This is a genomic window from Bacteroidia bacterium, from assembly GCA_039924845.1.
Classification (GTDB): domain Bacteria; phylum Bacteroidota; class Bacteroidia; order DATLTG01; family DATLTG01; genus DATLTG01.
Genome location: JBDTAC010000086.1, coordinates 17,122 through 33,769 on the forward strand (window position 1 = coordinate 17,122; position 16,648 = coordinate 33,769).

General features: G+C 36.3%; 14 protein-coding genes. 8 read left to right on the plus strand and 6 right to left on the minus strand.

The features are described from left to right. Nucleotides 1–3 precede the first annotated feature (3 nt). The gene (hemL, locus tag ABIZ51_10105) at nucleotides 4–1,296 is read right to left on the minus strand and encodes a glutamate-1-semialdehyde 2,1-aminomutase (GenBank protein ID MEO7089132.1); all 1,293 of its coding nucleotides are present in this window, start codon (nucleotides 1,294–1,296) and stop codon (nucleotides 4–6) included. A 91-nt stretch (nucleotides 1,297–1,387) separates the two neighbouring features. Here hemL and kynU point away from each other — a divergent pair, with 91 nt between their 5' ends. Both kynU and ABIZ51_10115 read left to right on the plus strand, forming a co-directional pair. After that, the gene (gene kynU / locus ABIZ51_10110) at nucleotides 1,388–2,656 is read left to right on the plus strand and encodes a kynureninase (GenBank protein ID MEO7089133.1); all 1,269 of its coding nucleotides are present in this window, start codon (nucleotides 1,388–1,390) and stop codon (nucleotides 2,654–2,656) included. A 10-nt stretch (nucleotides 2,657–2,666) separates the two neighbouring features. Next, a complete protein-coding gene (locus tag ABIZ51_10115) occupies nucleotides 2,667–4,019 on the plus strand; it encodes an NAD(P)/FAD-dependent oxidoreductase (protein MEO7089134.1) in 1,353 nt (450 codons plus the stop codon). Nucleotides 4,020–4,025: 6 nt separating this feature from the next. Here the strand turns inward: ABIZ51_10115 and ABIZ51_10120 are convergent, their stop codons facing one another. Both ABIZ51_10120 and ABIZ51_10125 read right to left on the minus strand, forming a co-directional pair. After that, on the minus strand, nucleotides 4,026–4,661 hold the full coding sequence (locus tag ABIZ51_10120) for an MBL fold metallo-hydrolase (protein ID MEO7089135.1): 636 nt from the start codon (nucleotides 4,659–4,661) through the stop codon (nucleotides 4,026–4,028). Between the two features lie 172 nt (nucleotides 4,662–4,833). Continuing rightward, a complete protein-coding gene (locus tag ABIZ51_10125; protein MEO7089136.1) occupies nucleotides 4,834–5,037 on the minus strand; it encodes a hypothetical protein in 204 nt (67 codons plus the stop codon). A gap of 170 nt (nucleotides 5,038–5,207) precedes the next feature. On the opposite strand from ABIZ51_10125, the gene ABIZ51_10130 reads away from it, so the two are divergent. Then, nucleotides 5,208–8,570 (plus strand): hypothetical protein, encoded by a 3,363-nt coding sequence (locus ABIZ51_10130; GenBank protein ID MEO7089137.1) that lies wholly within the window; start codon nucleotides 5,208–5,210, stop codon nucleotides 8,568–8,570. Next, a complete protein-coding gene (locus ABIZ51_10135; protein MEO7089138.1) occupies nucleotides 8,570–8,959 on the plus strand; it encodes a sulfite exporter TauE/SafE family protein in 390 nt (129 codons plus the stop codon). The genes ABIZ51_10130 and ABIZ51_10135 overlap by 1 nt, the downstream gene beginning before the upstream one ends. Nucleotides 8,960–9,024: 65 nt before the next feature. On the opposite strand, the gene ABIZ51_10140 is transcribed toward ABIZ51_10135, so the two are convergent. Together ABIZ51_10140 and ABIZ51_10145 are read right to left on the minus strand one after the other, a co-directional pair. After that, nucleotides 9,025–9,381: a cytochrome c gene (locus tag ABIZ51_10140; GenBank protein ID MEO7089139.1), complete on the minus strand. Its 357-nt coding sequence runs from the start codon at nucleotides 9,379–9,381 to the stop codon at nucleotides 9,025–9,027. Nucleotides 9,382–9,426: 45 nt separating this feature from the next. Then, nucleotides 9,427–11,262, minus strand: coding sequence for an ABC transporter substrate-binding protein (locus tag ABIZ51_10145; protein MEO7089140.1), 1,836 nt, complete (start codon nucleotides 11,260–11,262; stop codon nucleotides 9,427–9,429). A gap of 213 nt (nucleotides 11,263–11,475) precedes the next feature. Between ABIZ51_10145 and ABIZ51_10150 the strand changes: the two genes are divergently transcribed. The 4 genes from ABIZ51_10150 to ABIZ51_10165 all read left to right on the plus strand — a co-directional run bounded on the left by ABIZ51_10150 (nucleotide 11,476) and on the right by ABIZ51_10165 (nucleotide 15,436). Then, a complete protein-coding gene (locus ABIZ51_10150) occupies nucleotides 11,476–12,267 on the plus strand; it encodes a hypothetical protein (GenBank protein ID MEO7089141.1) in 792 nt (263 codons plus the stop codon). 68 nt (nucleotides 12,268–12,335) lie between these two features. Continuing rightward, nucleotides 12,336–12,740 carry a methylmalonyl-CoA epimerase gene (gene mce / locus ABIZ51_10155; protein ID MEO7089142.1) on the plus strand — a complete coding sequence of 135 codons (405 nt, stop codon included), beginning with the start codon at nucleotides 12,336–12,338 and terminating at the stop codon, nucleotides 12,738–12,740. 292 nt (nucleotides 12,741–13,032) lie between these two features. After that, the gene (locus ABIZ51_10160; GenBank protein ID MEO7089143.1) at nucleotides 13,033–14,895 is read left to right on the plus strand and encodes a CHRD domain-containing protein; all 1,863 of its coding nucleotides are present in this window, start codon (nucleotides 13,033–13,035) and stop codon (nucleotides 14,893–14,895) included. Between the two features lie 148 nt (nucleotides 14,896–15,043). After that, on the plus strand, nucleotides 15,044–15,436 hold the full coding sequence (locus ABIZ51_10165; protein MEO7089144.1) for a hypothetical protein: 393 nt from the start codon (nucleotides 15,044–15,046) through the stop codon (nucleotides 15,434–15,436). Nucleotides 15,437–15,565: 129 nt separating this feature from the next. Here ABIZ51_10165 and ABIZ51_10170 read toward each other — a convergent pair whose 3' ends face one another. Next, nucleotides 15,566–16,624: a COX15/CtaA family protein gene (locus tag ABIZ51_10170; protein ID MEO7089145.1), complete on the minus strand. Its 1,059-nt coding sequence runs from the start codon at nucleotides 16,622–16,624 to the stop codon at nucleotides 15,566–15,568. Nucleotides 16,625–16,648: the final 24 nt, after the last annotated feature.

Here is a 16,648-nt window from a genome sequence, read left to right on the forward strand (position 1 = left end):
AAATTATTTTTTCAAAGACGCTAAAATGCTTGCAATTATTTTTGCCGATTTCAGCAAATCATCTTCTGTGTGGGCTTCTGAGACAAATCCGACTTCGTAACCAGAAGGTCCGAAATAAATTCCTTGTTCTAAAAGCAATGCGTGCATTTGTTTAAAATGAAACATACTCTCTGCATCAATATCTTCGGCAGCTTGAATTTTTTCCTTGTCGGTAAAGGCAATCCAGAAAATACTTCCAATAGAAAATATTTTTATTTTGATTATTTCTAATTTTAAATTGGAATTAATTTCTGCGATTAAAAATTGTGTTTTTCGTTCTAAATCTTGATAAAAATTGGGCTTCAAACATTCAGTTAATTGCACAATTCCTGCTGCCATTGCCACTGGATTTCCGGATAATGTTCCTGCTTGATACACATCTCCATCAGGCGAAATTTTTTTCATTATTTCCGCACTCGCGCCATACATTCCAACTGGCATTCCACCACCAATAATTTTTCCGTACGTAATAATATCTGGAGCAATTTTATAATGACCGGCAGCACCTTCAAACCCAATGCGGAAACCGCTTATCACTTCATCAAAAATTAATAATGTCTCGTTTTCGGTACAAATGTTTCGCAAAAATTCTAAGAAACTTTTATCCTGCAAAAGCAATCCGTTATTGGCAGGAATCGGTTCAATAATTACACACGCAATTTTATTTTTAAATTGAGCGAATGCTTCTTCCACCGCTTTTTTATTGTTGAGCGGTACCACAATTGTTTCTTTCACAAATGCTTCGGGAACGCCAGCTGACGAAGTATTTCCGAACGTTACCAAACCTGAACCAGCTTTTACCAATAGGGAATCACTATGTCCGTGATAACAACCTTCAAATTTTAAAATTTTATTTCGTTTTGTATAACCTCGCGCCAAGCGGATAGCAGACATAACCGCTTCTGTTCCGGAACTGACAAAACGAATTTTTTCAACATATTTATTATTCGATAAAATGATTTCTGCCAACTGATTTTCGAGTGCCGTAGGCGCACCAAATGAACTTCCTTTTTCAACGGTTTTTTTAATTGCTTCCACTACTTTTGGATGCGCGTGTCCTAAAATTAAGGGACCCCAAGAACAACAATAATCTATAAATTCATTTCCATCAGCATCCCAAATTTTACTGCCTTTTCCTTTTTCAATAAACAAAGGAGTTCCGCCAACAGAGCGGAAAGCACGTACTGGAGAATTCACTCCGCCCGGAAAATATTTTTTTGCTTTTTCGAAAAGTTCCGCTGATTTTTCCCGTTTCATAAGTGCTATCAATTTAGGCTGCAAATATATATCTTTGAGGCGTATAAATTTTCATAAACACGATTTTAAATTTCCAAAAAATATTTTTTTGATGACCTATAAAAATACGCTTGAATTTGCTTTGCAGCAAGACAAAGAAGATGCTTTAAATTCTTATCGTGAAAAATTTTATTTCCCGCAAATGCACGGGCGCGAAGTAGTTTATTTTACAGGAAATTCACTCGGACTACAACCAAAATCTACGCAAGATGCTATTTTGAATGAGTTGGAAGATTGGGCTACTTTTGGTGTAGAAGGACATTTTCACGCACGAAATCCTTGGCTTTCGTATCATGAACAATTTGCGAAACCGCTCGCAAAAATTGTGGGCGCAAATCCTACAGAAATTATTGTGATGAACCAATTGACGGTGAATTTACATTTGTTGATGGTGAGTTTTTATCGTCCTACAAAAACGCGCTATAAAATTTTGTGCGAAGCAAAAGCATTTCCATCCGATCAATATGCCTTGACTTCGCAAATAAAATTTCATGGATTAAATCCAGATGATGCGATTATTGAAGTTTCTCCGCGCGAAGGCGAGCATTGCATTCGGCACGAAGATGTGTTGAAAGCCATCGAAGAAAATAAAAATTCTTTGGCGTTGATTTTAATTGGCGGTGTTAATTATTACAACGGACAAGTGTTCGATATGAAAGCAATTACCGAAGCTGGACACAAAGCTGGTGCTGTTGTTGGTTTCGATTTGGCGCACGCAGCCGGAAATTTAAAATTGCAGTTGCACGATTGGAATGTTGATTTTGCATGTTGGTGCAGTTACAAATATTTAAACTCTGGTCCAGGTGGCGTTTCGGGCGTTTTTATTCACGAAAATAATTTGAATAATCCGGAGACAATTCGTTTTGCAGGTTGGTGGGGGCACGATAAAAATTCGCGTTTTAAAATGGAAAAAGAATTTGTTCCGATGCCAACTGCCGAAGCTTGGCAAATGAGCAATGCGCCTGTTTTATCAATGGCTGCACACAAAGCTGCTGTTGCTATTTTTGATGAAGTAGGAATGGATGCGCTCACAAAAAAATCAGAAAAATTAACGGGATATTTAGAATTTGTGTTGGATGAAATCAATCAATCGCTGCTACAAAAATTAGAAATTATTACGCCACGCGATAAAAAACAAAGAGGGTGCCAACTTTCTATCATCGCACATGGACGCGGAAAAGAACTGTTCAACAAAATAACACAAGCCGGAGTAATTGCGGATTGGCGCGAACCAAATGTGATTCGTGTTGCTCCCGTTCCGCTGTATAATTCGTTTGAAGATGTTTTTAGATTCGGAGAAATTTTGAAAAATAATTTGTAAAAAATAAAAAATGAGTAAGAAAATAACCATTGTTGGAGCAGGATTAGTAGGTTCTTTATTATCCATTTATTTGGCAAAGCGCGGACATAAAATATCGCTTTTCGAACGGAGATCGGATATGCGAAAATCACAATTGTCTGCCGGAAAATCTATTAATCTCGCGTTGAGCGACAGAGGTTGGAAAGGTTTGGAAGGTATTGGAATTGCGGATGAAATAAAAAAGATTGCCATTCCGATGTACGGGCGTTTTATTCATCACAAAGATGGTTCAACGGCTTATCAACCTTATGGAAAAGAGAATCAAGCAATTTATTCTGTTTCGCGTGCCGAAATAAATATGCGCTTAATAGATTTGGCGGAGCAACAGGAAAACGTAAAAATTTATTTTGACGAACGTTGCACGCACATTGATAAAAACGCGTTGGAAACAGAATTTGAAAATGCCGAAACAAAAAAAATAACGAAACAAAAAAGTGATTTGCTTTTTGGATCAGATGGCGCCTTTTCCGCTTCACGCTTGGCAATGCAATTACACAGCGACCGATTTGAATACAACCAACATTATATTTCCGCAGGTTATAAAGAGTTAATTATTCCGCCGGGTGAAAATGAAAAATTTCTTATCGAAAAAAATGCTTTACACATTTGGCCTCGTGGAAGCTTTATGATGATTGCACTTCCGAACTTAGACGGGAATTTCACTTGTACTTTATTTCTTCCTTTTGAAGGAGAAAAATCGTTTGAAAAATTAAAAACAGATGAACAAATTCTCAATTTTTTTAACGAAGAATTCCCAGATGCCGTTCCGCTAATGCCGACATTGTTACAAGATTTCAAGCAAAATCCAGTTGCTTCCTTGGTTACTGTAAAATGTTTTCCTTGGACGTTTGACGAAAAAATTGCTTTGATTGGCGATGCGGCTCACGCCATTGTGCCGTTTTACGGACAAGGCATGAACTGCGGTTTTGAAGATTGTGTAGTGTTAAATAATTTGATGGAAAAATACGCTGAAAATTGGGAAACTATTTTTCACGAATATGAAAATTTACGTAAACCGGATGCCGATGCCATTGCCGATTTAGCGATTATGAATTTTGTGGAAATGCGCGATAAAACGGCTGATCCAAAATTTTTAGTACAGAAAAAAATTGAAGCGCGTTTCAGTCAAAAGCACCCTGACAAATGGATTCCACTTTATTCGATGGTTACGTACAATCCGCAAATACGCTATTCTACTGCTTTACGCGAAGGTGAAAAACAAGAACGCATTATGCAAAAAGTGATGAAGCTCGAAAATATTGAGCAAAAATGGGACAGCGATGAAGTAGAAAATTTGATGTTGGAAAATTTGAAAAAAGCTTAATGCTTCTTAAACCAAAAACGGATTATTCATTCGCTCAAAACCAATGGTGGTTGGTTTTCCGTGTCCTGAATAAACGGTTATGTCATCTTCCAAAATCAATAATTTTGTTTTGATACTTTCAATAAGTGTTTCGTAATTTCCTCCCGGAAGGTCTGTCCTACCAATGCTTCCATAAAATAAAACATCTCCCGAAATAAGTATTTTTTTCGCTTTATTGTAAAAAGAAATACTTCCTGGCGAATGTCCAGGCGTAAATAAAATATCAAGCGAAGTGTTCCCGAAAATTATTTTTTCGCTTTCAGTTAAAAGCTGAATCGGTTCCGGAGAAGGCTCTGTTTCTACTCCGTACATTTGTCCAACTCGTTCCAGCGAATGTAAAATTTCCAATTCGTTTGAATGAATTTCTAAACCAATTTTATATTTTTCAGAAACAAATTTATTTCCCAAAACGTGATCAATATGACAATGCGTGTTGATGAGTTTTACAGGATTTAATTTTTCTTTTTCGATGTAATCGCTGAGAATTTTTTTTTCAGATGCGTTGCTGCAACCTGGATCTACAATAATACATTCCTTGGTTTCATCAAAAATGATATATGTATTTTCCTGAAAAGGATTTAATGTAAAGGCTTTTATTTGCATTTGAAAAATTTATTTTTTTATAGTTAAAGAGCCTCATCCTCAGCCCTTCTCCAAAGGAGAAGGGAGACGTTATGCAATCGGCTTTTTTTTGTTTATTTCCTTTTTATTCCATAGTATGCGTATGTCAGCCCTGTTATTATTACCCATATGATTAAAAAAACCACAAACACTGCTAAATACTCCCATCCATTACCAGCACAGTATAACCAACACCAAAAATAATAATAGCGGGCAAAGTATAAATCATTTCAAATATCTGTCTAAATAAATTTTCATTAGTTGCATCCATAAAACCATAAAAAGACCAAATACAGGATGTTGAAAAATACAATGAAGTAATTATAAAAGATGTCAATATAATTTTCTTATGCTTCATTTTTTGTTAAATGTGGTAACTAAACGTCCCGTTTATCTCATAAATTCCAGTACGAATATACTAATTTTACTTGTATTTTATTGCTTACAAAATTAGGTAATTTTTCATCTAATTCTTTCCTAATTTGAAATCCAAAAATCCTTAGTAACTTAGTCGCTTAATTTTTTTTGGTGAAAAAATATTTTTTTGATACGCCTTTTTCTGCATCGCAATTTGCGCTCCAATTTTCAAGCATTTTTTTGTTGTGTATTTTATTTTTTTCATCTCCTGCAAAAGCGCAATTTTACACAGGTTCTCAGCAAGATTTCGGACAAAACCGCGTGCAATACGAACCTTTTTTATGGACGTATTATTCGTACGATAAATACGATGTTTATTTTTATCAAGGCGGAAAGGAAATCGCTTCTTATGTCTCTCAATCTGCGAAAAAAAACTTAATACAATTGCAAGCTTTGTTTGATTATCAATTGGACAACAAGGTTGAATTTTTAGTGTACAACAAACAATCAGAATACCAGCAAAGTAATTTAGGATTATCTTCGGAAGAGGCATACAATACGGGCGGTGTAACGCATTTTGTGGGTTCTAAAATCCCACTTTATTTTGATGGTGATTATTTACATTTAGATCAACAAATACGTGCAGGCATGGCGCAAGTGCTTCTCAATCAGATGATGTTCGGCGGCAATTTGAAAAACATGTTGAAAAATTCGACGCTGCTTGCTTTGCCCGATTGGTTTACGGAAGGCTTGATTTCATACGCTTCTACGGGTTGGAACGTAGATATAGACAATCGTGTAAAAGATGGAATTTTATCCGGCAGGTACAATAAATTTAATCGTCTTACTGGCTTAGATGCGCTTTACGCAGGGCATTCCATTTGGAAATACATTGCAGATACTTATGGAGAAGCTGTGATTTCAAATATTTTATACATGACGAAAGTAAGTCGTAGCGTGGAAAATTCTTTTTTATTTGTATTGGGAATTTCTACGAAAGATTTAGCGCACGAATGGCTCTACTCTTATCACAATCAATATTTGAAATTGGATAGCATTCAAAAAAATCCAACCAATTTGCCTTTATTAAAAAAACCAAAAGTAGCTCGCATTTATTATAATTTAAAAATTAGTCCGGATGGGCAATACGCAGTTTATACAACGAATGAACTCGGTCAGCAAAAAATTTGGTTGTACAATATGCAAACCAAAAAAGCGAAGAGAATTTGGAAAGCTGGCTATAAATTAAATCGTGTTATTGACGTTTCTTATCCTTTATTGGCGTGGCATCCAACCGGAAAACTTTTTTCTATCATTACGGAAAAAGAAGGAAAATTAATTTTGTCCACCTACACGATTGAAACCAGAAAAATGGCTTCGCGAAGAATTGTAAACTTTGATAAGATTTTAGATTTCTCTTATTCGGATGACGGAACTAAATTTGCGATGTCGGCAGTGCAACACGGGCAATCTGATATTTTTGTTTTCACCGTTGCTTCCAATGGATACGAACAAATTACGAACGATGTGTACGACGATTTACATCCGAGATTTATTCATCATTCCAAAGGAATTATTTTCACTTCCGATCGTAGCAACGACACCCTAAAAACGTTGAAGCCGAATGATTATCACGGAATGCAGAAAAACGACGACGTGTTTATTTACAATTACGCTTCGCATTCCAACGTATTAAAACGCATTACCAATACGCCTGATATTGACGAAACATATCCTGCGGATTATGACAGTTCGCACATTTGTTTTTTGAGTACTGCGAATGGAATTCGGAATCGTTATGTTGCCGGAATAGACAGTGTGATTAGTTATATTGATACTTCCGCTCATTATCGTTACGTAGTAAAATCATTTCCAATTACGAATTATTCAAGAAATATTGAAGAACAAGAAGTGAATTTAACTGCTAATAAATATACGGAAATTATTTTTGACAAAGGAAAATATTTATTGGAAGTGGGCGATTTAAAACCATTTACATCACTCACGCCAATGGATTTGAGAAATACCGATTATCGCAAACAACAACTTTTTGACGACAAAAGACCAATTGGCAATAAGGTTCATCCTGAAAAAACAACTACCCCCTCCCCTACAAAAATACAAGTTACCACCATTGATTTGTCGCACCCACAGCAGGATACCGCTACTCATCCTAAAATTAATATTGATGATTATTCTTTTGATGACACTCCTCAACAACAAGCGGAGAAGTCTAAATTGCAACAACTTCAACAGAAAAAGGATACTTCTCAAACCGTTCAAAATAAAATTAAAGTTCAGAAAAAGGATTCTGTGAATCCTTTTAAACTTTCGTTGACCAATAATTATCGCATCACCTATTCGCCCGATTACATCGTAACACAAATTGGAAATAATTTTTTAAACAGCACCTACCAAACCTTTACAGGCGGCGGAAGTCCGATTTATTTGAATCCGGGATTTTCTGGCTTTTTTAGTGTTTCGCTGAGTGATTTATTTGAAGATTATCGCATCACTGCAGCCATGCGCCTTTCCGGCGATTTTAATAGCAATGAATATTTGCTGAGTTATGAAACTCGCGTGAATCGTTGGGATAAACAACTTGTTTTTCACCGACAAGCTTTTCTGGGAATCAATGGTAATAACGGATTGGAGAAAATTTACACCAATGATGCGCATTATGTGTTGAAATATCCATTTAGCGAAGTAGCTTGTATTAAAGGAACGGCGGGCTTCCGAGAAGATCAATTGGTAACATTGGCAGTAGACGATCCAAGTTTGCAGCAACCAAATGCCTACCAAACATGGGGTAATCTGAAATTGGAATATATTTTTGATAATACCATTAACAAAGGATTAAATTTATACAATGGCTTTCGCGGAAAAGTTTTCGGAGAATTTTACCGTCAAATCAATCAAGCCAATACCAATATGTTTGTGGTAGGTTTTGACGCGCGTTATTATCAAAAAATTCACCGTGATTTTATTTGGGCAAATCGTTTTTCGGGCAGCACTTCTTTCGGACAAGAAAAATTAATTTATTATATGGGCGGTGTGGACAATTGGTTTTCGCCCAGTTTTAATACAAATATTAATATTGCAACCGACCAAAATTATGCCTACCAAACCTTGGCAACTCCTTTGCGTGGCTTCAACCAGAATATTCGAAACGGAAATTCTTTCCTGCTTTATAACAGTGAATTGCGTTTCCCGATTTTTAAATACTTTGCCAATCGCCCTTTGCGTTCGGATTTCATCAATAATTTCCAAATCATCGGCTTTACGGATATTGGAACTGCTTGGACAGGCCCTTCGCCGTATTCCGCCACCAATTCACTTAACACAACCATTATTCCTGGCAACCCTATTACCATTACATTGCAAACACAACAAAATCCAATTGTTGGTGGTTACGGATTTGGTTTACGTAGCCGTATATGGGGTTATTTTGTGCGCGTAGATTGGGCTTGGGGTGATGTGGATGGCGTGATTCAGCCAGAAATTACATATTTATCTTTTAGTCTAGATTTTTAATGACACACGCAAAAACAAAACATACAAGTACAAAAACGTGGATGATCCTCATCGCTATCGGGCTTACAGCTGGGGCTTTAAGTGGATTGATTGGCATTGGCGGTGGAATTATTATTGTGCCATCGCTTGTTTTTTTTCTCGGATTTTCTCAACACGAAGCACAAGGTACCAGTATCGCCCTCATGCTTCCACCCATCGGAATACTTGCTGTCTATAATTATTATAGTTCCGGAAATTTGAATGTGAAATACGCCATTATCATTGCTTGTGCTTTTGTAATCGGTGCTTTTTTCGGATCAAAAATGGCGATTGCAATGGACGAAAAAAAAATTAAAAAAATATTTGGTGTCCTGATGTTGGTAATTGCCGTGAAAATGTTTTTTTCCTAAAAAAGGTGTTTGAAAAAATAATTTTTCAAACACCTTTTTTGGTCTTATTTTTTCTCTTCAAAAAATTATTTTTTCGACTGCATTATCATCACATAACGCTGTGTTTCTTTATATTCCTGATCGCTTAATTTGGCTTTCTTTGCCATTTTCGGGAAAATATCATTCCATTGATCTACGGTAAATTTATTGGGGATTTTCAACTTATGGCATTCTCCACATTTTGCGGTATAGGTATGGTATCCCTGTTGCAAATCATCCGAAGTTAAATCGCTATACTGTATTTGACCGCGCTGTAAATCATCGGCTGTAGGTGCATCCGCCGAATTTGTATTTTCTTTAACTATTTTTTTGGTGGTGGTACAAGCATGTAATACGAGCATTGAAATACTGATGAAAAAAATTGCTTTTGTTGCTTTCTTCATAACGAATTTAAAATGTTTGAAAAATTATTTTTTAAAGTCTATTTTTTATTTGCTTTTTGTGCTATCCACTACTGATGCAGAAGTTGCTGTTGGTTTTATATACACTTCTGAGAAATCTCTGTACAACATCGGATTGGCGTACAAGTTACGAACCCGCCATTGTTCTAAACGGTAATTTTCATCGTACCACAACACCATAACAGGTGCATCGTCTATCATAATTTGTTCTGCTTTTTGAAAATCGTCATAACTTTCTTGAGTTGTTTTTGCTTCTTTACCAGCTTCAAACCATTTGTCGAAATCTGCATTTTTATACCGAGCTGTATTTGGATACGAAGGTTTATCTATGCCATCTGGCACAGTTCCTCCATATAGTGTAGATAAAAATGTTTCAGGATCCGGAAAATCGGCAACCCAAGCAGAACGAATAATATCGCCTTTTGCATATTTTGCATCTTGTATAGATTGTTCAAATGAAACAACTTCAAAATCCACATTTACATTTAATACTTCCTGTAATTCTTTTTGAATTTCAATGGCCACATTGGTATTTTTTGCCCCTCCGCTGTTGAGTTCAATCTTTACAGCTGGAAAATTTTTCCCATCTGGATAACCAGCTTCTGCCAACAATTTTTTTGCTTTATCAGCATCGTGTGTATAGCCTTTTATTTTTGTAATGTCATATCCTTTGAATGTAGGAGGGCATATTCCATTTACGCCAGGTCCGTAAGCTTCTCCTTTTAAAACTTCATCAATAATTTTATCGCGATTAATCGCATACGAAAATGCTTGACGTACTCTTTTGTCATTGAAAGGTGCGCGTGTTATGTTAAACTCATAGTATTGCGTAACCATTTCCGGAATTCGATCCAATACATATTTTGGAGGTTGTTTTTGAAAATCTGAAATTTGACTTTCCACAATTTCTTTGATAGATTCGGAAGGCAAGCCTAAAATAAGGTCTGTTTTCCCAGCTTCGAAGGCTTGTAATTCTGCTCGTTTTGTGGGGAAGGTAAGTATTTCAACAGAATCTAAGAAAGGCAAGATATTTCCGAGCGTATCCGTTCCATGAAAATTAGGATTACGTTTTAAAATAAGTTGATTGTCTTTTGAAGGCTCTGTGTAAACAAAAGCTCCTGTTCCATTTTTTATTTTAGTACCGTATTTTTCAAGTGCTTCTTTGGCGATGATAAATGCACCCGGATTTGTAAGTGTATATAAAAAGGACGAATTTGGTTTGAGTAATTTTATTTGAACGGTGTAATCATCTATTATTTTTACGCCTTCTAAATCATAGGAAGGTTTTCCTGTTTTGCTATCTTCAAAATATTTGTCGGCACCAGCTACATTATTTTTAAAAGTAGAACCAAAATTGTAATTATCCGGTCCTGCAGTACACAATTTTTCAAAAGAATACAATACATCGGAAGCCTTTAGTTCCCGACCTTTTCCGCCTGCAAAGCACGAATCATCTTGAAAATGAATTCCTTTTTTTAAATGAAAAGTATAAACCGTTCCTGTTGGATCAAGCTCCCATTTTTCTGCGATGGCAGGAACAATAGTAAGATCCTTCGTATTAAATTTTATCAATCCTTCGTAAATCTGGTCTGCAATAAAGGCAGAAACTTCATCTGTAATATTATATGGATAAAGCGTTTGAAGCCCTTCGGTTTCTCCTAACTTCAGCGTTCCTCCATAAATACGGTCGCCTTTAGCCGTTAGTTTAGAGTTGGTATTTTTTGTCCCCGCGCCATTGTTACAAGCGGTTAATAATGTCGCTATAGATAGCGCAAAGAAGCCGATTTTTTTCATACGTTTCATTTTCAGTTTTTCAATCAGTCTGTTAGGCAATGGTTGATGCGCTAAAAAAGCGATTTTCATCTCGCAAGATTACGATTTCTTTGACAAATGAACAAATGAGTATAAAAAAATCAAAACCAAAAACAGACTAAAGGGCTATAAAACAGGACTAAACAAATTATTTTTCAGTTAAAAAATAAAAATATTCATTTTTTGCTTTGATTTTCTAAAATAAGGTTATAATATTGCATCCGAAAAATACAAAACACAAAATTGAACATTAACACGATAAATATGAGAAAAGGTTTTTTATCACTGCTGCTTTTAATGCTTGTGGTACCTTTTTGCTCGTACGCCGGAGTGATTGTTTTAGAAGGCAATTATCAAGGAAAAAATTTGTATGTACAAAATCCCTTTGCCAGCAGCGGAGTGGGTTTTTGTGTAACGCAAGTAACGGTGAATGATCAAGTAACTACGGATGAGATTGCTTCCAGCGCATTTGAAATTGATTTTAAAAATCTTCAATTAAAATTAGGCGATAAAGTGGTGGTGAAAATTACACACAAAGATGATTGCATGCCGAAGGTATTAAACTCCGAAGTATTAAAACCAAAAAGTACGTTTGAAGTAACTTCTATTGCTATTGATAAAAATGGATTGTTAAAATGGAATACAAAAGGAGAAACGGGTAAATTATCTTATACTGTGGAACAATTTCGTTGGAATAAATGGGTACCCGTTGGCGAAGTCGATGGAATTGGAACAAGTGGAGACAATCAATATTCATTTAAAATTACACCACATTCTGGGAAAAACAAATTCCGAGTGAAACAAGTAGATTATACTGGACAACCACGCGTATCACAACCAATCGAATATCAATCAACCGTTCCAGAAGTAACATTTGCTCCGGCGAAAGTTTCTAAAACAATTGATTTTAGTGATGCCACGATGTATGAAATTTATGATCAATATGGAAACATTGTGAAAAAAGGTTTCGGGAAACAAATAGATGCATCAAATATGGTGAAGGGCGTTTATTACCTCAATTACGATGATAAAATGGGTAATTTTATTAAAAAATAAGAATAACCTTTTGAAAAAATAATTTTTGATAGCCCGAATTTTCGGGTTATTTTTTTTATACCAAGTAAATGAAAAAAATAGAACACATTGGAATTGCTGTAAAGGACATCGAAAAATCATCCGATTTATTTGCTAAATTATTCGGTAAAAAAGCTTATAAAAGAGAAAACGTAGCGAGCGAAAATGTGCTCACCGCTTTTTTTCAAACAGGAAACAGTAAAATAGAATTACTTCAAGCTTTAACAGAAGAAAGTGCCATTGCTCAATTTATCGCCAAAAAGGGCGAAGGCATTCATCACATCGCCTTTGAAGTGGAAGATATTTATATGGAAATGAAACGCCTCGAAAGCGAAGGCTTTACGCTGCTTTCCGCCGAACCTAAAAAAGGTGCTGACAATAAACTCATTTGCTTCCTGCATCCAAAATCTACCAACGGCGTATTAATCGAACTGTGTCAGGAAATAAAAAAATAAACGTTCAAAACCAATTCTGAAAAATTATTTTTTGTTGGGCGTTTCCGCAAGCGGTCGGGCTTTTCGTTACAAGTCCTCATTGCGCTTCACTTCATTGCGGGCTTTTCACTGCAATCCCTAACGCAAAATCTCCTTCTGAAAAATTATTTTTTTGAAGGAGTTTTTTTAAGCTATTTTTTGCTCCGAAAAATTATTTTTTTAACTAAATAATCGCTTCTAAAAATCCAATCCGTTTTTTTTCTCGTATGTGGTGATATAAGTTTTTAATTTTTAACCTAAAATCTACAAAAAAATGAGAAAAATTACAAAAATAATGATCGTAGTTGCAAGTGCGCTATTGTCATTGAATGTAGGAGCGCAAGGCTTAAGCAGCAGATTGCTGGTTACCGCGAATCTTACAGGAGCACAAGAAACCCCATCTGTTGCAACGTCGGCATCAGGAGTTGCCAGTTTTATGCTGAATCCAACACAAGATACCATGTGTGTGAGTATGGCGTTTAACGGACTAAGTGGTGCTATTACAGGAGTTCACGTTCATGTAGGAACTCCAGGTGTTGCAGGTGGTGTTATCACTAACCTGACTCCTTCTGTAACGGGAAATCAGCTTCATGCTTTTTTAACAGGAGCAAATTTAACATCGGCAATGGTGGCAAATTATTTGGCGGGTAATTATTATGTAAACGTACACACAGCTGCTAATCCAAATGGGGAAATCAGAGGACAATTAAATTTAGAATCGGATTACAATTACACCATTAACGCAAATGGCGCACAAGAAACACCTTCAGTAACTACATCAGCGTATGCTTTTGGATCCATTCATTTAAGTCAAGATCAAACTGTATTAACGCTTAACTTGATTGCAAACGGATTAAGCGGAAGCATCACAGGAGCGCATCTTCATTACGGAAAAGTGGGTGTTGCAGGTGGTGTTGCTATTAATTTTTCATCCGATGTATTCGGAAACATTGTAAGTGGAAACGTTAAAACAACTCCTGCTTTCTTAGATAGTTTGGCGATTGGACATGTTTATTTTAATATTCACACAGCTGCTAACCCTGGTGGAGAAATCAGAGGACAAGTTTTGACGAATACAACTCTTTCTTTTGATGCCATTATGCAAGGTTCAAACGAAGTTCCTTCAGTTACAACAAGTGCCGTAGCCATTGCCAATTTGCAATTAAATACTGCGATGGATACTTTATGGATAAATGGTGTTGCAACAGGATTAAGCGGAAAAATAACAGGATTGCATTTACATTCAGGAGCAGTGGGTGTTGCAGGCGGCGTATTGGAAAACTTTTCAACGGATACTTCCGGACAACGTTTCTCAGGATATGTAGCAGGCTCAGCAAACATTACCAATGCTATTGTACAAGCTATGTTAGAAGGATTAACTTATGTAAACATTCATACCGTAGCTAATCCAAATGGAGAAATTAGAGGGCAGGTATACGAATACGCCCGACAAGGATTTACCATTACTGGAGATGGCGCACAAGAAACTCCTTCTGTTACAACCAATGCTTACGGAATAGGAAGTGTTTCTATTGACGTAGCGGGGACAAGTGCTCACTACATGGTTGCGGTGAATAATTTGAGCGGAGCTTTATCAGCCGCACATTTTCATCAAGGTACGGCAGGAAATGCAGGAGGCGTACTTTATACAATTCCTACTTTTATGCCTGCTGCGAATGCTAACAGTACTGCCGTTGGTTTTTGGACAGACAGCACAGCTACTACCCCTTTCACGACAACCATCGCCAATTATTTTTTCAGCGGGGATGTTTATTTGAACGCCCATACAGCTGCTGATCCGAATGGAGAAATGAGAGGACAACTTATTTTTGGTTCACAATGCTCCAGTGGTGGTTTGGGAATTGCTGAAAATTTAATTATGCCCGAATCATTTAACGTATATCCAAATCCAAGTAACGGCTTGTTTAACATCGCATTAAATGCAAACCAAGCGTATAGCAATGGTTTCGTAAAAGTGTATAATTTACTCGGACAACAAGTTTTTTCTGAAACAGTAATTGTTTTAAAAGGGCAAAATAATTATTCTTTAGATATATCTAAATTGAATAGCGGAATTTATATGATCAGCATTCAAGAAGGTTCAAAAGAAGTAACGCAACGCATTATCAAAAATTAATTTTAAAGGTTAGTTTTAATTAATTTCAGACGTTTTCTGAACGAAAAGAGGCGGGGAAACCTGCCTCTTTTTATAAAACCAAGCAACTTAATTTTTCGTATATTATCTCTGAAAAAGAAAAGAATTTCAATTTCAAAAAAATAATTTCATGAAACGATTTTTTACAACTGTTCTGATTGCGATTGCCGTATTTTTGATGCACGCTTGTACCAATCACAAAGCAGACCTGCCGCAGCCAATAAACCAAACCAATACATTGGTGAGTTATAAAAACGATATTCATCCACTTATAGTAACGTATTGCTACGGACAAGGAACGCAAACTTGCCACGTAACTCCCTCTAATCAAGGCTCGAATGGCGATTTTACAACCTATGCTGGTTTGTATGCAAAAGTACAAAACGGGAGTTTGAAAGTTCGCGTTTTTCAAACAAATGGAGGGATGCCACCTTCCTATTCATCTGGACCGACTTCGCTTACGCCACAAGATTTAGCAAAATTTAAAACCTGGGTACTTACCGAAGGCGCTCCTAATAATTGAATCGGAAAAATTATTTTTTGTTGGACGTTTCCGCAAGCGGTCGGGCTTTTCGTTACAAGTCCTCATTGCTCTTCACTTCATTGCGGGCTTTTCACTGCAATCCCTAACGCAAAGTCTCCTTCTGAAAAATTATTTTTTTGAAGCCGTTTTTTGCTCCGAAAAATTATTTTTTGAAACGCGCAATTGATGGATAAAAAATAAAGTGGCTGCAAATAAAAAGAAAGCGCCCGTTTGATGCAAAACCGCAATCACCACAGGAACAGAATAAATCAGCGTTAATACGCCCAATAAAAATTGACAACAAACAATAATAAGCAACGTATTTGCTGCTTTTTTTTGCAAAGTCGTCAACACTAATTTTCTGGATTTCAGCCAAACAGAAATCACCAAAATAACCACCAAATAAGCGTTGTAGCGATGTATAAATTGTACACCCGGAATACCTTCCGTAAAATTTTTATACCACGGACTCAATGCCGTTACGCCATTATCAATCCATTGATTGCCCATTTTCGGAAACGTAGGATCAAAATAACCGGCTCGCAAACCCGCTACAAATGCGCCGTACATAATTTGTATCACCAATACTCCGAATAAAACGAATGCTAAATTTCGTAAGCTGATTAATTTTTTATCTCGATTAAAATGATTCGGAAAAATTTCGTCGAGTGCCACCCAAAACGTAAATCCAAAAACCGTAAACGCACTTAATAAATGCGCTGCCAGCCGATAATGACTTACGTGTGGATTTTTTATTAAGCCGCTGCTCACCATGTACCAGCCCAATAATCCTTGCAAAGCGCCCATCACTACAATAATTAATAATTTGTAAAGTAAGGGCTTCGAAAATTTTTTTTTCAAAAGGAAATAAAAAAATGGTATGATAAAAACAATTCCGATAATACGCCCCAAACTACGATGCGCATATTCCCACCAAAAAATACTTTTAAAATCATTCAACGTAAATTGATTGTTAATTAATTTGAATTCGGGAGTTTGTTTGTAGATATTGAAATGATCTTGCCATTGAGCTTCCGTCACAGGCGGCGTTGTTCCCATAAACGACCAATCTGCGATAGATAATCCGGAGTGTGTTAAACGCGTAATGCCGCCGATAACGACCATTAAATAAATTAGCAAACAGCCACTAAACAACCATATAATAATTGGTCTTTTCGTTTTATCCATCTTCGAAAAATTATTTTTTTGAAA